Annotated in this window: 21 protein-coding genes; 1 reads left to right on the top strand and 20 read right to left on the bottom strand. The window is 38.0% G+C overall.

What is annotated here, in order from left to right; translation table 11 throughout:
• Positions 1-2: 2 nt before the first annotated feature.
• The 10 genes from NSQ44_RS08010 to ypmT all read right to left on the bottom strand — a co-directional run bounded on the left by NSQ44_RS08010 (position 3) and on the right by ypmT (position 8,840).
• Positions 3-191, bottom strand: coding sequence for a hypothetical protein (locus NSQ44_RS08010; RefSeq protein WP_327855925.1), 189 nt, complete (start codon positions 189-191; stop codon positions 3-5).
• A gap of 183 nt (positions 192-374) precedes the next feature.
• A complete protein-coding gene (locus NSQ44_RS08005) occupies positions 375-989 on the bottom strand; it encodes a hypothetical protein (RefSeq protein WP_340856445.1) in 615 nt (204 codons plus the stop codon).
• Positions 990-1,137: 148 nt separating this feature from the next.
• Entirely contained in the window at positions 1,138-1,365 is a 228-nt protein-coding gene (locus NSQ44_RS08000) for a YozE family protein (RefSeq protein WP_339211415.1), read from the bottom strand.
• A 218-nt stretch (positions 1,366-1,583) separates the two neighbouring features.
• Positions 1,584-2,582 carry a biotin synthase BioB gene (gene bioB, locus NSQ44_RS07995; protein ID WP_340856444.1) on the bottom strand — a complete coding sequence of 333 codons (999 nt, stop codon included), beginning with the start codon at positions 2,580-2,582 and terminating at the stop codon, positions 1,584-1,586.
• Between the two features lie 124 nt (positions 2,583-2,706).
• Positions 2,707-2,856, bottom strand: a complete 150-nt coding sequence (locus NSQ44_RS07990; protein ID WP_082829556.1) for a YjcZ family sporulation protein — start codon at positions 2,854-2,856, stop codon at positions 2,707-2,709.
• Between the two features lie 366 nt (positions 2,857-3,222).
• Positions 3,223-4,161 carry a magnesium transporter CorA family protein gene (locus tag NSQ44_RS07985; protein WP_340856441.1) on the bottom strand — a complete coding sequence of 313 codons (939 nt, stop codon included), beginning with the start codon at positions 4,159-4,161 and terminating at the stop codon, positions 3,223-3,225.
• A gap of 293 nt (positions 4,162-4,454) precedes the next feature.
• Positions 4,455-5,426 (bottom strand): peptide-methionine (R)-S-oxide reductase MsrB, encoded by a 972-nt coding sequence (msrB, locus tag NSQ44_RS07980; protein WP_340856438.1) that lies wholly within the window; start codon positions 5,424-5,426, stop codon positions 4,455-4,457.
• Between the two features lie 338 nt (positions 5,427-5,764).
• Complete coding sequence (locus tag NSQ44_RS07975) at positions 5,765-7,123, bottom strand: transposase family protein (protein WP_094245205.1); 1,359 nt, start codon at positions 7,121-7,123, stop codon at positions 5,765-5,767.
• Between the two features lie 165 nt (positions 7,124-7,288).
• On the bottom strand, positions 7,289-8,494 hold the full coding sequence (locus NSQ44_RS07970; RefSeq protein WP_340856436.1) for an MFS transporter: 1,206 nt from the start codon (positions 8,492-8,494) through the stop codon (positions 7,289-7,291).
• Between the two features lie 151 nt (positions 8,495-8,645).
• Positions 8,646-8,840, bottom strand: a complete 195-nt coding sequence (gene ypmT / locus NSQ44_RS07965; RefSeq protein WP_340856434.1) for a protein YpmT — start codon at positions 8,838-8,840, stop codon at positions 8,646-8,648.
• A gap of 172 nt (positions 8,841-9,012) precedes the next feature.
• Between ypmT and NSQ44_RS07960 the strand changes: the two genes are divergently transcribed.
• Complete coding sequence (locus NSQ44_RS07960; RefSeq protein ID WP_340856432.1) at positions 9,013-10,392, top strand: RsmF rRNA methyltransferase first C-terminal domain-containing protein; 1,380 nt, start codon at positions 9,013-9,015, stop codon at positions 10,390-10,392.
• Positions 10,393-11,064: 672 nt separating this feature from the next.
• Here NSQ44_RS07960 and NSQ44_RS07955 read toward each other — a convergent pair.
• The 10 genes from NSQ44_RS07955 to NSQ44_RS07910 all read right to left on the bottom strand — a co-directional run bounded on the left by NSQ44_RS07955 (position 11,065) and on the right by NSQ44_RS07910 (position 18,834).
• Positions 11,065-11,643: a YpmS family protein gene (locus NSQ44_RS07955; protein ID WP_340856430.1), complete on the bottom strand. Its 579-nt coding sequence runs from the start codon at positions 11,641-11,643 to the stop codon at positions 11,065-11,067.
• Between the two features lie 5 nt (positions 11,644-11,648).
• Positions 11,649-12,473, bottom strand: a complete 825-nt coding sequence (locus NSQ44_RS07950; protein WP_340856428.1) for an SGNH/GDSL hydrolase family protein — start codon at positions 12,471-12,473, stop codon at positions 11,649-11,651.
• A 134-nt stretch (positions 12,474-12,607) separates the two neighbouring features.
• The gene (locus tag NSQ44_RS07945; protein WP_340856426.1) at positions 12,608-13,180 is read right to left on the bottom strand and encodes an SCO family protein; all 573 of its coding nucleotides are present in this window, start codon (positions 13,178-13,180) and stop codon (positions 12,608-12,610) included.
• 107 nt (positions 13,181-13,287) lie between these two features.
• Entirely contained in the window at positions 13,288-14,136 is an 849-nt protein-coding gene (locus tag NSQ44_RS07940; protein WP_340856423.1) for a DegV family protein, read from the bottom strand.
• A 213-nt stretch (positions 14,137-14,349) separates the two neighbouring features.
• Positions 14,350-14,601 carry a DUF2535 family protein gene (locus NSQ44_RS07935; RefSeq protein WP_063389678.1) on the bottom strand — a complete coding sequence of 84 codons (252 nt, stop codon included), beginning with the start codon at positions 14,599-14,601 and terminating at the stop codon, positions 14,350-14,352.
• 87 nt (positions 14,602-14,688) lie between these two features.
• Entirely contained in the window at positions 14,689-15,957 is a 1,269-nt protein-coding gene (ilvA, locus tag NSQ44_RS07930; protein WP_340856420.1) for a threonine ammonia-lyase IlvA, read from the bottom strand.
• 274 nt (positions 15,958-16,231) lie between these two features.
• Positions 16,232-16,723: a dihydrofolate reductase gene (locus NSQ44_RS07925; RefSeq protein WP_340856418.1), complete on the bottom strand. Its 492-nt coding sequence runs from the start codon at positions 16,721-16,723 to the stop codon at positions 16,232-16,234.
• Positions 16,720-17,514, bottom strand: a complete 795-nt coding sequence (locus NSQ44_RS07920; RefSeq protein WP_340856416.1) for a thymidylate synthase — start codon at positions 17,512-17,514, stop codon at positions 16,720-16,722. The genes NSQ44_RS07925 and NSQ44_RS07920 overlap by 4 nt, the downstream gene beginning before the upstream one ends.
• Before the next feature lie 207 nt (positions 17,515-17,721).
• Positions 17,722-18,237: a phosphatidylglycerophosphatase A family protein gene (locus tag NSQ44_RS07915; RefSeq protein ID WP_063389674.1), complete on the bottom strand. Its 516-nt coding sequence runs from the start codon at positions 18,235-18,237 to the stop codon at positions 17,722-17,724.
• Positions 18,238-18,252: 15 nt separating this feature from the next.
• Entirely contained in the window at positions 18,253-18,834 is a 582-nt protein-coding gene (locus tag NSQ44_RS07910) for a YpjP family protein (protein WP_340856415.1), read from the bottom strand.
• Between the last annotated feature and the right edge of the window lie 330 nt (positions 18,835-19,164).

The following is a 19,164-nucleotide window of genomic DNA, read 5'->3' as shown; positions in this document are numbered from 1 at the left end:
CATCAGCTGCTATACGAACCGGAAAAGAATCCAAACCCAGATCGATGTTTTCTTTTATAATAATGATGGCCGTAAGAAGTTGGATCATGTTTGTATTTTGACTTAGGATAATGCTTTTTGTGGTAGTGGCTGCTGCTGGAATAATGGTAAGGGCGATGGCCTAAAAACGATTTGATGAATTTTTTCAACATACACCTTTTCCCTCCTTCTTGTATTACTTGTTTTTACGAAAAAAATCTGTATTGGTTTCAGTTTAAAAAATTTTTTGAATAAAAAGATTGGAAGACCTGGTAATCTTCCATTCCTCTATTTCTATTACTTGTCATCCATTACAGTTTTTTCATTAGAAAATTTTTCAAAAAAAAAAAAAAAGATCATGGTAAGCGGCTCATTTTTTTCAAATATTGAATGACAACGTCCATCATTTCCTTATATTTTTTATCCCCAAATAAATCGTAAAGACCTTTGTAATCATTATACAGATCAAGGAGGGAATCAATGATTTCCTGCTGCATAGGCTTTGTTTTCTTTTCGTTTTTTTGGCTGTTCATCGGAGCAGAAGCATTTTTCTGTGCGCCCATCCCAGCAATATGTCGGATAATATGAATATTTTGCAAATGTTGATCTGCTTCTTTTTTCGAAACGGCCAGCTTTAATTCATCCGCAGATGATTCCAACCATTCCCCGTCGCGCACCCGCACTAATTCATAAATCACTTCCTCCCACGCATCATCTTTATATCTCCACAATTCCGTCCGGTACCCGACAATTTTGAAAATTTCATCACCGTAGCCTTTCACATAAACAAGGTCGCCAATTCCAAACATCAGTTCCACTTCAACCGTTTCTGACTCAAACACAGTCCCATCATATTCTGATAAAAACTGTAATGAATGTTCAAAATATAAAATTTCACTGTAATTGATTTCATATAAAAACTCTTCGTCCATCGTATGGATGTTTGTAATCGTCCCCAAAGTACCGTACAACGTAATAACGACTTGATCTCCAATATTGAACTTCGGTTTTTTTCTTTTCAGTATGAAGGCACCCCCTTTAATGCCATCACTCTTTCGATTATCACATTATATGCATCAACAACTTGTTTGAGTTGGGCGAACTATTTTGAAGGCTCAGTCAATGTTTTTGTTCAATCAATTGAACATATTTTTCCCAAGCTTCATCAAAAACAGACATGTTTTCCAAATACGATCCATTTAATTCCAAGTAAGTGCTGAGTTCATCATAATCAGTTGAATTTTTCGGAAAGCTGTGGTCAAGATAAGCATCGTTCGCAAACTTGCTGATTTTGTCCTTCGGTTTAGGATGTCTGAACGTCATCAAATAATGATAAAAAGAAGTCATATTTCCACCTTCCTAAAAAATTTGCTTGTTTCATTATAACGTTTTGATAAATTTTCGAAAATAAAAAAACCGCCTTATTATGGAGCGGTTTTAAAGAGAAAACATGCTCTTTCTTTAGCTGCAGCTGGAAAAAGATTTTTTATTGTTTTATAGAATGGACCATATTTATTCTACACTGATTAAAAAACAACGGTCCATTATGTCAAGACACCGTTTCCTTATTGAACGGTTTCTGGAAGCGGATTTAAGTCAATCTCAAAGCCTAAATCTTTTAACATTTCGTGATCTTTTGACATTTCCTGTCCTTCGGTTGTTAAATAGTCTCCGATAAAAATAGAATTAGCCGCATATAACCCAAAAGGCTGCAGCGAGCGCAAGTTTACTTCCCTTCCTCCGGAAATGCGTATTTCTTTTGTCGGCAGCATGTAGCGGAATAAGGCAAGCACCTTTAAACAATATCGAGGATTTAGATTATTTTCTCCTTGCAACGGAGTTCCTTCAATAGGATGAAGAAAATTAACCGGAATAGAATCTGCGTCGATCTCCTTTAAAGCAGCAGCCATTTCAATAACATCTTGTTTCGATTCACCCATCCCGATAATCACACCGGAGCAAGGAGAAATCCCTGCACGTTTGACTTTGTCAACTGTGTTTACGCGATCTTCATATGTATGACTAGTGACTATATGTTCATGATATCTTTCTGATGTGTTCAAGTTATGATTGTATCGATTGACACCAGCTTCCTTCAATCGTTCCGCCTGTTCGTCTTTTAAAATTCCTAAACATGCGCAAACCGTCAAGTTGTATGTATCTTTTATTTCGCGTACAGATTCGCATATTTTTTCTACCTCATGGTTTGTCGGCCCTCTTCCGCTTGCAACGATGCAGAAAGTTCCAGCTTTCAACTCTTGTGCCCGTTTGGCCCCCTCTAAAATGGATTCTTTTGAAAGCAGCGGGTATTTGTTGATCGGAGCCGTTGATACAGAAGATTGGGAACAGTAGGAACAGTTTTCTGGACAATATCCTGATTTTACATTCATGATCATATTTAACTTCACTTTATTCCCGTAAAATGCTTTTCGAATCTTGTAAGCACCATGCAGAAGAAGCAGCAATTCTTCATCAGGACAGTCCAAAATTGCAGCAGCTTCCTCATATGTTATTTTATGTCCAAATAGTACGTTTTCGGCTAATTCAACCCAATCGATTCCCATTTCGTAATCCCCCTTTTCTGTAATACTTAAATGGTAAAAAAAGAAAGGATATATGTCAACTATTTTTTAAATTAAGTTTACATAAAATGCAGATAAAAATCCTGCCCAAACAGGCAGGATTTTTTTATTTTACATAAGCGCAGCCGACAATGATCAAAAGTATAAATAATACTACGATCAAAACGAATGAAGATCCGCAGCCATATCCGGCACCATGTACCGGATAACCGTATCCATGTCCACAATGGTGAAAATCGTGATGGTGAAAATGCATTTGCCCCACTCCTCATTTTTTAATCTAGGTTTCAGTTTACATTATGTTTTTTTGGACTTTCAGGTATGTGCACATGCCTATTTTTCCAAATTCTTTGGAACAAACGCCCTGCAGTTGGAAATTGGAAACACCAGTTGTGCAAGCGGGCAGATGAAATCGTCCTATAAGAAACATGAGGAGGAACTTCATCTGCGACCGCATTGTGATTGTCTTAAAAAATCAATTTTTACAAATTTTAGATTATTTGAGATTACTATAGACATGGCAGCGGTCAACGAAAGAAAAGGAGTGGGCAAATTCGTCTTTTTCCGACATAAGCTGCTAGTATTAGTTCAGAGTCATCTGACCAGTTATGGTTGTACAAGTTTAAAAATATCTTTTTTTCCAAAAAATATAAGCTGTTAAGCTTGACATGAGCAATGAAATGGAAATGGGAATAAAAAACGCAAAATGATGATTTTGAAACGGTATCGGCACATTCATTCCATACAAGCTCGCTACTAATGTCGGAATAGAGATGACGATCGTAATTGCCGTCAAAAATTTCATGACAATATTGACATTGTTGGAAATGACTGATGCAAATGCGTCCATCATTCCGCTTAAAATACTTAAATATACCTCTGTCATTTCAATTGCTTGTTTGTTTTCGATAATGACATCTTGCAAAAGATCTTGATCTTCCTCATACATTTTCAAGTAATTTAATCGCAGCAGCCTTTCCATGACAATATTATTGGATTTCAGCGATGTCGTAAAATAAACTAAGCTTTTTTCCAGACTGAGCAATGAAAAAAATTCTTTATTTTTCATCGATTGATGAAGCTCTTTTTCTACTTCGCTCGTTTTGCGATTAATTTGTTTCAGATATCGCAAATAATATGTTGAAGTTAAATATAAAATTTGAAAAGCAAAACGCGTTTTCATAAACGTATAAAAACCTTTAACTTTATTTCTGGCAAACTGTTCAAAGATTTGGTTTTCTTGCAAACATACTGTAATAAAACAACTGTCAGTAATGATCATTCCGATCGGGATCGTTTCATAAAACGTTTGCCCGATGTCATCTACCGTGATAACCGGAATGTCAACAATAATCAACACATTGTGGTCCTCTTTTTCAATCCGGGATCTTTCCTCATCATCCAGTGCATCTTTAAAAAAGTCTATTGGAATTTGCAGCCGTTCTGACACGAAATGAACTTCTTCCTCAGTCGGTGCCACCATGTTGATCCAACAACCGTTTTGAATATCTTCAATTTCCTTCAATTGGCCGTTCGCGCTTGACATATAAATGTTCAGCATGCTTTAACCTCCTTTGCTAGAGGCAGTCTGCACGCGCAAGAGTGTCATCGCTTACGAACAGCGCCTCTTTCCGCATACATACTGCCTTACCTATCTCGGGTCCGTCCGGATCTAAAAAAGAACCGCTATTCATAAACGATTTTCACCCTCCTTCATCCATAAAAATTCAACCTAATATATGATACTAATTTTGTTTTACGATGTATATAGGTTTTAACGGAATTTTACATAAATTTGAACATTTAATAAAAAAAGGGCACATGTTTTTGTGCCCATTCGTTTACATATAATCTTTACTCTGTTTGATCGTCTTCAAACAGTTTTTTATATTCACCATAGCCTTCTTGTTCGAGCTGATCTTTCGGGATAAAGCGAAGCGCAGCCGAGTTAATGCAGTAGCGAAGGCCTGTCGGTTCTGGACCGTCAGGGAAAACATGTCCAAGGTGCGAATCCGCCGTTTTGCTTCTAACCTCTGTACGGATCATGCCGTAAGATGTATCTAATTTTTCGACGATCTCATGCTGATGAAGCGGTTTTGTAAAACTTGGCCAGCCGCAGCCTGAATCAAATTTATCGAGCGAGCTGAAAAGCGGTTTTCCCGAGACGATGTCGACATAAATCCCTTCTTCTTTATGATCCCAATATTCATTTTGAAATGGAGGCTCCGTCCCGTTGTTTTGCGTCACCTCATATTGCATCGGAGTCAATCGTTTCTTCAGCTCTTCTTTATCCCAGTCGCTCCAATGCTTGCGTATAAATTCATCCCGTCCAGACGCTTGACGATACCGTTTGTAGTGAAAAGGATTTTTTTTGTAGTAATCTTGATGATAGTCTTCGGCTGGGTAAAAAGGTTTTGCCGGCAATATTTCGGTCGCAATCGGTTTTTCAAAACGTCCGCTTTTTTCTAAAAGCTCTTTCGATTGTTCCGCGAGCTCGCGCTGTTCCTCCGAATGATAAAAAATAGCCGTTTTGTAAGATTCTCCCCTGTCATAAAATTGTCCGCCCGGATCAGTCGGATCAATTTGCTGCCAAAATATATCCAGAAGCTTTTTATATGGAAACACGTTCGGATCAAAGGTAATTTGCACGGCTTCCACATGACCCGTCGTGTGCGAGCACACTTCTTCATATGTCGGATTTTCCTTATGTCCTCCCGTATATCCGGAAACAACCTTAATAATTCCCGGAAGCTCGTCAAAAGGCTGGACCATGCACCAGAAGCAGCCACCCGCAAAAGTAGCCAATTCATATTTATCATTGCTCATCATTTTTCCCTCCCTTTAGCAAATTTTCCTGCCTGCTCATTCTCATCGCAAAAGTAAAGATCAACTTGTTCTTCCTACAATACATTATAAAACGATTAAAAAGAACAAAACAATTGATTTGCCAGCTATGAGGAGTAAATTTATCAATTTTCGGTAGTATTATGCAATTACGACTTATCCACAGTTGGTAAAATTTTCCAGTTAAATTTATTTACAAAAAGGGTCAAAAAGAACCAATTTTGCTTATTTTTTTAAAAAATGTGGATAACTTATTTTTGTTTGTTGTGGATAACTTTTTTTCTTTGCCAAACATCACATCCTTTGGTACAATTAATTCGCTAGGTAAACCTAATTTGCATAGGTTTTCCCAGTTGTGCGATATCCTCGTCTGTTAGTGTTTGCCCACGGAAGGCTTCTAACAATCGCGAGGATATTTCTTTTATCGTTTTCTTCATGCTTCTCAATATTTTTGACCCATGCTCATGTAACACCATGATAATCTCTGTAATTTGGGTTAATAGGTAGTGATTTTTCATGGCATTGTAATCTTGGCTGCTTGCGTGTTCAATGTGGTAGCGCAGGTTTTTTTGTCTGTTAAACCCCTCATTCTCTATTCTCCAGCGGCTTCTGCCAGCGTTCATCAGTTTCTTTGCATTGTTTTTTGTGATTTTTATATCTGTGATAAAGGTAAATTTTTGTTTTCTTTTTTCATCTTCTAATTCGCATTCGAAAACATTCACCCCAAAGCCTCTGTAATCAATATCGTTCACCCAGGTGATTTCCCCTCGCTGTTCGCTTTCACGTATCTTTACCACATTGGCTTTCTTGCCTTCCTCCTCTTCCATATTTTTTAACGCTTGAAACTCATCGGTGATGCTTTTAATACGATCTTCCTTAAAACGGAATAAGTAGTTCCAATTATTCGCCTTGCATTGTTTAAATACATTTTCGCAGGCATAAAGACTATCGGCAATCAGACAGATAGGCAGTTTTTTAAAGGTGTCTTTCAGTCTAGCAGTCAGTCGATAAAAAGCATTCAACTCACAATCTTGCTTTTCCACGTCCTCTGATTCATTTTCAATAAACTCGGAGGCCACACTTAGTACCATATTTCCCACAATTAACTTGGCTTCCAAGACATGATGCATGTAGATGGTCTTTATTTTTTCTTCACCCGTTTCCTTGTCTATGTATTTGCGCTCCCGTTTCAGGCAGTGTTCACAATGTTTTTTGTCAAAAGTAAAAATACCGGTCCCATCTATGGCAATACCCCAGTATTTCCCATTGATACGATAGGATTCAAAACACCTCTTTTTGAATAATTTCTTGATCATATCGATTCGGATCCTTTCAAGTTCTGCCGGGTTCACTCGTGCCAAAAAATCATTGATTGTGTCATAATGGGGCAGTTCTTCCAAATCTTCATTCCCCAACAATTTCCCCAAATTTTTAATGCACTCTTCCTTATTAAATTCGTTTGTCATTTCGCGCATACTTTTTAAGTTGCATGCATTTTTCAAAATAACCATCATCAAAAGGACTTCCGTGTCATAGGTAATATAGCTTTGGTGCCTTGGATCATCAATAGTTTTGAGCAATTTGTTTAAATTTTTAAAAAAGTGATTTTGTGTTTTTAGCAACTCGAATAAATAATTTACCTCTTTTTCCTTTTCACGCTTTTCCTTCCTCGTTACCATAAAAAAATCCCCCCCAAATGCCAATATATTAGGTTTTTTACATACCCTTATTATCACATATTTGGCAAAGTTTAGGTGGAATTATCTCGAAGAATTTTTACTCTTCAGGGCTGTTGATTTGCAACTCAAGCATAGCGAAGTGCAAAAACTAGTATATTCGTTCCATTAAGAATTTTTCCTTTTTTGCTCCATGTTATCACGAAATGGCCATAACGCTGCCATCATGAAGGCTAAAAGCAAAACGATGGAAGCTAAAACGTATGGAAAATCGACGTCGATATCAAACAAAATTCCTGCAATCGCAGGACCGACAATGTTTCCTAAACTTGTATAAGTAGAGTTCATGCCGGCAATAAACCCTTGTTCATCTCCTGCCATATTGGATAATAGAGTGGTGACAGCTGGTCGAAGAAGATCGCATGCTAAAAATACAGCAAACGTTACAGCCATAATGAAAAAGTAGCCGTCAACTAAGGTTGACAGAAAAATAAAGACGGAAGCGCCTAATAAACAAATTTCAATCAACCTTTTCTCGCCAAGATACTTCACTAGCTTGTCAAAGAAAACGATTTGGGCGATGAGTCCAAAAATCGTTCCTGTTGTTATGATGATGGAAATATCTTTCGGCGAAAAACCGAATTTTTTATCGACAAACAAACCGAACATCGTTTCATATGCGGAAAGACCAAATGCTAAAACAAACACGATCAATAGCGGTACAACATACGGAGGTTTGATCGATTTGCTTAATTCGCTGAAAAATTGAAGACGAGTTTGTTTTTCATCTAATTGTTGAATGTTATCATTTGGAAGCGGTTCTTTTAAAAGGAGAATGGAAAAAACGGCTGCGACAAGCGCAATAAATGCCGCAAGAAAAAACGGCACCCGAATGCCGAATTCTGCTGCAAATCCTCCGATGCCGGGCCCGATAATAAAACCGGCGTTAATGCTGGCAGACAAATATCCAAGCGCTTTCGGCCTGTCCTCTAAAGCGGTGATATCTGTAATAAACGCAGTAACAGCGGGCATAATACATGCCGCGCTGATTCCGCCAATTATTCTTGAAATCAAAAGCAAGAAAAACGCAGAACCTATTGCAAATAAAAATTCGGATACAGCAAACAAAACTAAACCGATGACAATCATAATCTTTCTGCCAAAACGGTCAGTAAAAATCCCCGTGACCGGCGAGGAAAACAACTGGGCAGTTGAAAATGCTGCTATAAGATATCCCATATAAACGCCCGATAAATTTAGTTCATTCATATAAGCAGGCAAAACCGGAACAACGAGTCCGATTCCTAAAAAAGCGATAAAAACATTGCAAAGCAGTAATATGAGGGAGATATTTTGTTTATTTGAACGTAACATGATAACTTCACCTGCATATCTTTGACTTTAAATTTTTATGTATCAAGAATCAACTACGATGTAAAATTTTTACTTTTACAGGAAAGAAAGAAGGCGATCCATCAAAGGACGTTTTTCATCCTTCTGGATCCCCTTTCTATCTCGCTTTTCTTTAACTTTTATGCTCGCGCAAATGAAGTACATATACAGCAATGCTTAAAAACAAGGCGCAGTAACCGACATTTATGTAAACTTTGTCTAAATTGTAATCTAAGTTTCCAGTAAGGTATTGTTTATATGCCATACCGCCAAAATAAACAGCAAGGAGGAACATGACGATGCTAGCAATTAAATATATTTTTTTCAAATACATCACCCCTACACCAAATTCCCTTGCTTTTCTTTTTCTATAAAAATGTTTCATCTCTAACAATTTATTTTCTCTTATCTTCACCTCTCCGTCAAGAATTCGCCAGAAAGAATTTTCGCCATTATGTTTCATATTCCGCTATAATATTTTAGGAAAGGAGATCTGAAATATGGCATTACCTGATGATTTTTGCCGGAAAATGAAACAATTGTTAAAAAATGAAGCAGATGATTTTTTTTCTGCTTTGCGAGATGAACCGATCAAGGGACTGCGCTTCAATCGTCTAAAAATAGAAAAAGAAACGTTCATTCGGAAAATATCTTTTTCTCTTTCTTCAGTTCCCTTTTGTGAAGACGGATTTTATTACGATGAAAAACAAGACGAGCCCGGAAAACACCCTTTTCATGCAGCTGGGCTCTATTATATACAAGAACCGAGTGCTATGGTTCCTGCTGAAGTGCTTCAGGCAAAACCCGGAGAAAAAATATTAGATTTGTGCGCTGCGCCAGGTGGAAAATCGACGCAAATTGCCGCAGCGATGGAAAATGAAGGAATTCTTATCTCAAATGAAATTCATTTCAAACGAGCGAAAGCACTATCGGAAAATATTGAACGTTTCGGAATTCAAAACGCCATTGTGATAAATGAACGGCCCGAAAAACTGGTTCAACACTTTCCGAATTATTTCGACAAAATTTTAGTTGATGCCCCGTGCTCTGGAGAAGGAATGTTTCGAAAAGATGATAACGCCATCGAATTTTGGAGCGAGGATCTTGTTGAAAAATGCTCGTACACGCAAAAAAAGCTGTTATCTTTAGCGTTTCAAATGTTAAAACCCGGCGGAACTCTCGTCTATTCCACCTGCACGTTTTCTCCTGAAGAAAATGAACAGGTTATTGAGGCATTTGTAAGCATGCATCCAGAAATGTCTCTTGTTGAAATTCCTAAACGTGAAGGTTTTGATCGAGGAAGAGTGGAATGGACAAAAACGAATTTTGAAGAAATTTCAAAATGCATCCGCCTTTGGCCGCATAAAATCAAAGGTGAAGGGCATTTCGTTGCGAAATTAATCAAAAATGGCGAAAACAATACGAGAAGCAACGTTTCATATTTAAAATCAAATGTCAAAAAACAGCAATTAGCTGAGTTTCAGCAATTCGAACAATTTTTTTTAAAGAAAAGAATAACCGGGGCATTTTTCTTAAAAAAACAACAGCTGTATGTATTACCTGAAAAATGCCCAGATATTACTTCGTTGAACGTTTTGCGGGCGGGTCTCCATCTTGGAGAAATCAAAAAGAAACGATTTGAACCGAATCATCATCTTGCCCTGTCACTCACACCAAATGATGTGAAATACAGTTATTCCTTCTCAACGAACGAAAAAGATTGGCAGGCTTATTTAACGGGAGAAACGATTTCATCTCCATTGGGTTTAGACAGGGGATGGATATTAATGACAATAGACGGCGAATCGATCGGTTGGGGAAAAGAAACGAAAGGAACCATTAAAAACTTTTATCCAAAAGGTCTTCGTGTTCAATTTTGACAATCGAGTAGGAGGGAGCGATTAACTCCCGTCCTCTCACACCACCGTACGTACGGTTCCGTATACGGCGGTTCAATTAAGATAATTGACGCAAGTCTTTATAACTTCCGTGAATAGCTGTTCTCTTTATGCCAGTGGTCACTCCACCCTCCAAGAGGTCTCCCACGGGATTCACCGCTTCCTCCCTCAAGTGAGGTACTACGTTTTCTGTGTTCATCATGACTCACTGAATGCCAAGGGCTATTCTCTCTTAATTGTTCGGTCCTTCTTAGTAGTTCTAAACCAACTAATACTATGACCTCTGCTGACTTCTGACGGTTCAGCTACTTATCACTAAGTAGGTTATGAAGAGTACTTCACATATCCGCCAGACCTCCCCGGGTAAGTACATGCACTTTCACACCATCTATCCGCCTCATTTACTCGATATGACCTTCGACAGAAAGAGCTTTGTTTTGTTTTGCAAACTCACTCAATCATACCTAGCCTTATATGAGGTTCGTGTTCCTCGGACCGGTGTTTTGCCTCCAGCTTCCTTCAGATTCCGCGTCACCACGGACACCCTTGCTCTTGGCTAACCTCTACTTCTGTCTTCGGGGTTCGGGACTTACACCCTATAGTTCATGTACATGCCGGGCGCACAAACAAAAGCGGGTTTTGATACCCGCTTACTTATTTGAGAGGGAGCGGAACATACAAATTTGCTGAAATTACCCCTTCCTCCAAATCAATTTTTTCAGCTTGAATTTTAGACCCGTTTTCCAATGCCAGCTGATCAAGAAAAACTACAATCTGGCGATTTTTTGCATCAATCTGCACTTCTTTTGGAAAGTGGTATTGGGAATCAATATATTTCAACACATAAGAAACCGGAACGGAAAGTCTCCCAACCGATAAGCTTTTCACCTTTAAAATGACGTTTCCCTGCTGTACACTCGGTTCAAAAGACATGACCATGTCCAAATCCCGGCCGAAAGCGAGAAGGCTGCCGTACAGTTTAATATCATCCGTAATTTCAACCCAGTATGTGAGAGGCTGATGAACGGCTTCCTTTTTTAAATAATCATTGATGAGCTTAGTTACTGTCTGTTTATCTGTTTCCACTTTAAAGACAGCAAAATCTTTACTACCTTCCGCTTCCTTTTTCAGAGGTGGTTTTTCCCCAGGCATAAGCAGAAGACCAGAGGAGATGAGAATAATCAAAAAATTGGAAAACAGCAAGATAAGAAATGCAAGCTTCCATTTATTCATTTACTTCAATCCTTTTTTGTACCATTTTCCAATGTTTCCATAACCTTTGCCGCAATCAATACATATCCGTTCTCGTTCGGATGGAATTCATCTGTATATAAGAGGTTTTTGTTCTCTCCTTCTTGAAAAATATCCTGAATTGAAACGAATACCGCACGTCCATCTCCGAGCAAAATTTGTTTCGTCCGCTCGTTCCATTCCGAAATAATCATATCAATTTCCGGAAATTCTGCCAATTTCCACACAAACGGATTATAAAGCCCAATAAACGCAATGACTGCCTGTTCATTTGTCGACCGGATCTTGTTCATAATGTCTCTTAAACGTTGTTCATAAAGAAGGCGTTCTTCTTGAAAAAGTTCAACTGTTAATTCAAAAATATTTTCCCGCACGACTTTCATTAAATCATTTGCACCAATCGTCATGAATATGAGATCGGCATCTTCCAATTCCTTTTTTACTTGATCTTCATCAAGCTTTTTTAACAAATTTTCCGTTGAATGCCCTATCGCTGCAAAATTGACTGTTGAAACAGATGAAATATCTTCCTTTTTTTCTAATTCATCTGAAACGAGACCAACATAGCCTTCTTTTGTTCGGTCACCCACTCCTTTTGTCAGGGAGTCGCCAAGTGCAACAATTTTGATATCTCCTTGCAATTGAAAAGAGCTGGACCTACTTTCATTCCCCGCGACAGCGATTTCAGTTTCAATCGGTTTGTTCTCTTCCTCTTCCGCCTTCGCTTGATTTGAAGGAGAAGCAGTGGATTTTTGGACACATCCGGTTAATAAGAAAAAAGTCATAATAAGAAGAGAAAATTTTTTCGACATCATTCCTATCACCTTGTGACGATCTCTTTCTTTTTATTATATCATACGAAAAAAAGTTTAAAATTGACCCAAAGGCATCATGTACAGAGGATCCTTTCCCCTTGCTGTCAGACGCTTTAGGCCAACTTTAAACTTTACTGAACAGCTTTTATATCGTTGATGATTTCGTCATACGGCGTATTTTCAACACCGTTGTAGCTTTTTAAAACAACTCCGTTTTGATCCACTAAATAAAAGCTCGTTCCATGAATGACCTGATCATCGCTTTCCGGTTTTTGAACGATCGTTTTAAAACTGTTTTTTGCAAAGTTTTCAATGGTCTCTTGGCTGTATCCGGTTAAAAAATGCCAGTTGTCAAGAGAATCGGAAAATTGATTTGCAAATTGTTTCAGTTTCTCTGGTGTATCTACTTCCGGATCAACGCTGAATGATACAAACTCGACTTCAACACCTTCTTTTTCCGCTTTTTCCTGCAATTGAGCCATACGGGCTGTCATCGGCGGACAAACGGTTTCACAGCTTGTAAAAACAAAATCAGCTACCCAAACCTTCCCTTTTAAATCTGCTAAAGCAAAGGGCTGTCCGTTTTGATCCGTAAATTCAAAATTTTCCACTTTATAATTCAACGGATCTTTTATTTTATTTCCGCTGCAAGCCGTTAAAAAGATCAATAACAGAAAACAGGAAATGAACATTATCTTTCTCATCGATCATTCACCTTTCACCTATTCTCATCGAAAGTGTATCAAATTTTCATTCAAGTGAAAACAAATTCCAAAATGATTCATAAAAGATTCAAAAAACTAGCTTTTACTTATGGCTTCACATAGTAAGAAACTCCTAAAGCTCCTTTGCCGGTATGAATGGAAATGATTGGTGTCGTTGTGCCAATATCAATTTTATCGGCGGTTGTGATCTTCAACAATTCCTCTTTTAAGCGCAGCGCCAAATCTAATGCATTGGCATGCGCCACCCCAATCCTCTGCAAATCGCGATCTTTTATATCTTGAATCAATTGCTTCATAAAAAATTTAACAACTTGCGAATGGCTTCTAACTTTTGTGATTGGCGTAAAGATCCCGTCTTGTAAAGAAGCGATCGGTTTAATATTCAATAACGAGCCTAATAGAGCCTTTCCCTTTCCAATCCGTCCCCCTTTTTGCAAATGCTCAAGAGTGTCTACTGATACATAAAGAAAAGTGTTTTTTCGTACTTGTTCTATATGAGAGATTATTTTGTCTAACATTGCTCCCTTTTTTGCCATTTTTGCCGCTTCAATCACTTGAAAACCTAAAGCGCTAGATATATAGTTGGAATCTATGACCGTAACTTCTCCCTCTGTCAGGCTTGCCCCCTGCTGCGCGGCGCGCACAGTTCCGCTCAGTTTACCGGACATATGAATGGAAAGCACTTGAAAACCTTCTGCATGAAGGCGATCATACACTTCCTTAAAATGGATCGGAGAAGGCTGAGAACTTTTCGGTATTTCTGCAGATTCCATCATTTTTTCAATAAATTCCGCTGGTTCAAAATCAATGCCGTCCGTATAAGATACACCATTCAATGTATAAGTTAACGGAACAACTTCAATATTGTATTCCTCCAAAATATTTTTATCTAAATCTGCTGTTGAATCGGTAACGATCCTTACCTTTTGTGTCAATACATTCACTTCCTATCAAACAATAATATTTCAACCTTATCACGTTTCTGATCAAAAGAAAAGAAACAGTCTCTAATCTTTACCCGCCCTAACATATTTTCAAACTTAAAAATTCAAAAACGGTCAATTTCGCAGATCTCTCCTTCTTCTCCAAAACGCTTAAAAAAATAAAAAGCCCTTGCCGATAATCAAATATCTGCAAGGGATATTTCTTTAAGCGTTATGTTTTAATCGGTTGTCTTGAAAAATTGATTCATAATCTTTCCACTTTAAAGCATGCTTCAAATAGCTTCGAAAATTATAAAGGCTTTTTGGCTTTGATTCTTTGCAAATGTTCGCTATAAAAAGCTGCAAATGAATATTTAACATGAAACGGTAAGAGTTATCCTCCTCCAATACTGGGATTTCAACAATCTTCACCTTCTGTCCATTTTCAAGTTTGAACTCTAGGCTTTTAAATAGCAAAGTATCAATCCTCTTTTTACCCGTTTCTTCTATTATACAACAAAATAGGAGCGAATTTTGTAAAAATTTGTCATATACAAAAATATTTTAAATTAACAAATTGAATAAGTTGCTGTCCTTGTTAACCTCTGTAAAAGGAAAACCTTTCTTTTTCATTCTTTCGACTAATCCGCGGTAATCTTCCCGATGCTTGACTTCGATGCCGACAAGCGCAGGACCGCTGTCTTTATTATTTTTCTTCGTGTATTCAAAGCGAGTGATATCATCCGTCGGACCTAATACCTCATCTAAAAATTCACGTAAAGCACCCGCACGCTGCGGAAAATTAACGATAAAATAATGCTGCAAGCCTTCATAAATTAAGGATCTCTCCTTAATTTCCTGCATGCGCTCAATATCGTTATTGCCTCCGCTAAGAATACAAACGACATTTTTTCCTTTTATTTGATCTTTGTAAAAATCAAGCGCTGCGATTGGAAGCGCACCTGCTGGTTCTGCTACAATTGCATTTTCATTATATAAGTTCAAGATCGTTGTACAAATTTTTCCTTCCGGCACAAGTAAAAGATCGTCCAAAATTGTCCGGCAAATGGAAAATGTCTGATTTCCTATCCGCTGGACCGCCGCTCCATCCACAAATTTTTCAATTTCATCCAGTTCGACTACTTCGCCTTTTTCGAGTGATTTCGCCATAGCTGGTGCGCCGGAAGGTTCCGTGCCGATTAATTTTGTTTCCGGCGATACGCTTTGAAAGTATGTGCCGATGCCAGACATTAACCCTCCGCCGCCGATAGCAGCAAACAAAAAATCAATTGGCTCATCGCTGTCATTTAAAATTTCAACAGCAATGGTGCCTTGGCCCGCAATGACATCTTTATCGTCAAACGGATGGATGAACGTACGGTTTTCTTTTTCGGCGCATTCAAGCGCTTTTTTATACGCATCATCAAATGTATCGCCTGTCAACACAATTTCAATGTACTCTCTTCCATGCAATTCCACCTGAGATATTTTTTGTTTTGGAGTTGTGGAAGGCATAAAAATTTTTCCATGCACTTTTAACGCTCTGCACGAAAATGCGACTCCTTGCGCATGATTTCCAGCACTTGCACAGACAACCCCATTTTTCGTTTCCTCAGGAGTCAAATGTTTCATTTTGTTGTAAGCTCCTCTTATTTTAAAAGAGCGTACAACTTGCAAATCTTCCCTTTTCAAGTATACCCGGCAACCATATTTTTCAGATAATCTTTGGTTAAATTCCAATGGAGTATGTGTCACAACATCCTTTAATGATTGATGCGCTTTTAATATATCTTCTACTTGGACGAATGCTTCAACTTTTGTCAAATTCGTCATCGTACATCCCTGCCCTTAAACAATTTCTTAATTTTTAAATTATAACACGATTCAAATAAAAATAAAATTACATCTATTGTTTTTATTTAGAAATCGGCTTTTTTGATCGATTGAATCCAATTTTACATGTGAAATTATATGATTCTTATATGTATTACTTGCAATGCAAGATATGGCACAACTAAAAAAGACGCTTGAACGCCTTTTTTTTTGTCTAATAGAAGCCGGCGAAAGAAGCAATGCTTCCTTGACTTCAAATTGACTCAGACCGTTCTTATTTATTTCGCTCGTACACAAGGAAGTAGTGCGGATAAACATTTTTTTCATCAACTACTCCATCTTTTTGGGAAATAAGCTTCCATTCAGAAAAATCAATTTTTGGAAAATATGTGTCGCCTTCAAACTCCCCCTCAATTTCTGTTACATAGAGCCGATCGGCAAATGGAAGCAGCGCTTCAAAAATCTTCGCTCCGCCAATTACAAACATTTCTTCTTCCTTATTGTTTTGGGCAAATTGCAAAAATTCATTTATCGAATGAAAAACGAGACAGCCTTCGCAAGAAAACTTTTCATTCTTTGTTAACACAATCGTTTCTCTTCCGGGAAGGGGCCGTCCAATCGATTCAAAGGTTTTACGGCCCATGACGATCTTTTTGTTCATCGTTGTTTCTTTAAAATATTTTAAATCATTCGGAAGATGCCAAGGAAGCTTATTGTCCTTTCCGATCAGCCGGTTTTCATCCATCGCAAACAAAAAGGAAATCATACACTCACCTCACCTTTAATGTGAGGATGAGGATCATACCCTTCCAGCGTGAAATCTTCATAAGTAAAATCAAAAATGGATTTTACCTCTTTATTCAATTTCATTGTCGGAAGAGGCCGCGGCTCCCTCGTCAGCTGCAATTTTACTTGCTCAATATGGTTGTTATAAATATGAACATCTCCGAATGTATGGATAAACTCCCCGGGCTCCAAGTCGCAAACTTGAGCAATCATCATCGTTAAAAGCGCATAGGAAGCAATATTGAACGGCACACCTAAAAAAAGGTCTGCGGATCGTTGATAAAGCTGACACGAAAGCTTTCCTTCCGCAACATAAAATTGGAAAAACGCATGGCACGGCGGTAGAGCCATTTTATCTAAATCAGCGACGTTCCAAGCACTTACAATCAATCGCCGTGAATGTGGATTCGTTTTAATTTGTTCAATGACATTTGAGATTTGGTCGATGGTATTTCCGTCTGCACCTGTCCACGAACGCCATTGGTAGCCGTAAATGGGGCCCAAGTCGCCGTTCTCATCTGCCCATTCGTTCCAAATTCGGACGCCGTGTTCTTGTAAATATTTTACGTTTGTATCACCTTTTAAAAACCATAACAGCTCATAAATGACCGATTTTAGATGAATTTTTTTCGTCGTAACAAGAGGAAACCCTTTAGCCAAATCAAAACGCATTTGATATCCAAATGTGCTGATGGTTCCTGTCCCCGTCCGATCATGTTTTTTAACCCCGTGCTCAAGCACATGTCTGCATAAATTTAAGTATTGTTCCATTGATGACACATCCTTTAGTTGAAATGTTACTTTAGTTTACAATCGGCTCGTTCTCTCATTGCTATTAAACCGTTTGTCAAACGAAAAAATTTTTTCAAAATCCGGATCGAAAAAGCCGTCTCATGCAGCTTATTTTTGCAATCTCCATCTTTAAAAATGGAAAAATTGGCGAATCGCCAATTATTTCCCGCTGCACACTTTCTGAAATTATTTTATCTCTTCCAGCTTATCATTTACATCTTCGTTATTATGAGCAATGCGGCTAGCTGCACTTGCAGCAATGGCTGCCACGATATCGTCTAAAAATGTATTGACTTTCCCGTCATGGCTATTGTTCAGCTCTTTGATGATTCCAAATTTTTCTTTGTCTAAATAGCCATAATTCGTAAATCCAATTGACCCATAAACATTTACAATCGATAACGATAAAATTTCATCAATTCCATATAGCGGTTCATCTGATTCGATAATTTGCTGAAGTGGTTCAGGAAGCAATTTTTGTTCCGCAAGCTTGTCTAAAGCAATTCCTGTCAAGACAGCATGAATGATTTCTCGTTTTCTTAAAATCTTTTCAACATGGTATGTGCATTCTTCAAGAGACAGATCGGGAATGTATTTTTTTTGCAGCTCCAACACGATTTGTCCAATGTCTTTTAATGTTACTCCCCGATCTTCCAACAATTCAATCGCTTTTTTTTGGAGCTTTTCAAGTGAATACGCCATATTCAATCACTTCCTTTACTGCATCCAATTTGGAGGTGTGTTTGTGTCCCAATAAATTTTTCCCAATGCATAATGGGTTTGAAAGTGGTCATGGTATGTATGGTAATGAAAATCAAACCAATAGCCCTGTTTTGGCGGATGATCAACGCGAACATGAAATCGTATCAAGTCTTTTCCGCTCGTACGATCATAAATGTGAAAAATTTTTTCTCCTTTTCCATTCGCAGGTTTTTGGGATATAGCCAAATCTGCAAATTTTTCCTTCTCCGTTGCCAAGAAGGTTTTGATCACTTCTTCCATTTGCGGCAAAACTAAGTTGCGAAACTCATCTTCTATCACACCGCTGATTTTTTTGCCGAATTTTTCAAATGATTGTTTTTCCGCTTCAAACAAAAATTGATCGACAATGTTTGGCTGTTCTATTGCTGACTGATCTTGTGAATCACGATGCAGTAATAGTTTTTTCTCTTCGGCCTCCGGTGCATAGTTTGCGTCAGGAGCCTGTTTATTGACGGTTAAGGCGGACGGAGGCGCTACAAGCCCGAATGTTGCGAGTGTAAATAAAAAGACAAGCGATTTTCGAATCCAATTTTTCAAGTTCCCAACATCCTTTCCGCCAAATGAACAAACGATACTATCATTCTATCATATTTTAATCAAAATAGATATTTGATAGAGTTTTTTGACTGAAAAGAAATGGGTTCAAAAAAACGAGAAAAAAGGGTAAAATAAAAATCAGAAGTTGGAGGCAGCAGATCGGAAGCCGACAATTTGGGAAACCGGCAGAAAATGACCGTTCAACTCATCCTGCAAAATTTTTTCTAGTTGATTGGAGGAAAGTACATATGTATGATGCAATGTTCATAATAGGTAGCTTTATTACACTTGCATATTTAATTGTAATGGAACTTACAGACTAAAAGCTCA

Origin of the sequence: Aeribacillus sp. FSL M8-0254 (assembly GCF_038008845.1) — a bacterium.
Lineage (GTDB): Bacteria > Bacillota > Bacilli > Bacillales > Aeribacillaceae > Aeribacillus > Aeribacillus composti.
Note: the sequence above shows the minus strand (reverse complement) of the source record. Positions and strands in the feature narration are given on the sequence as shown.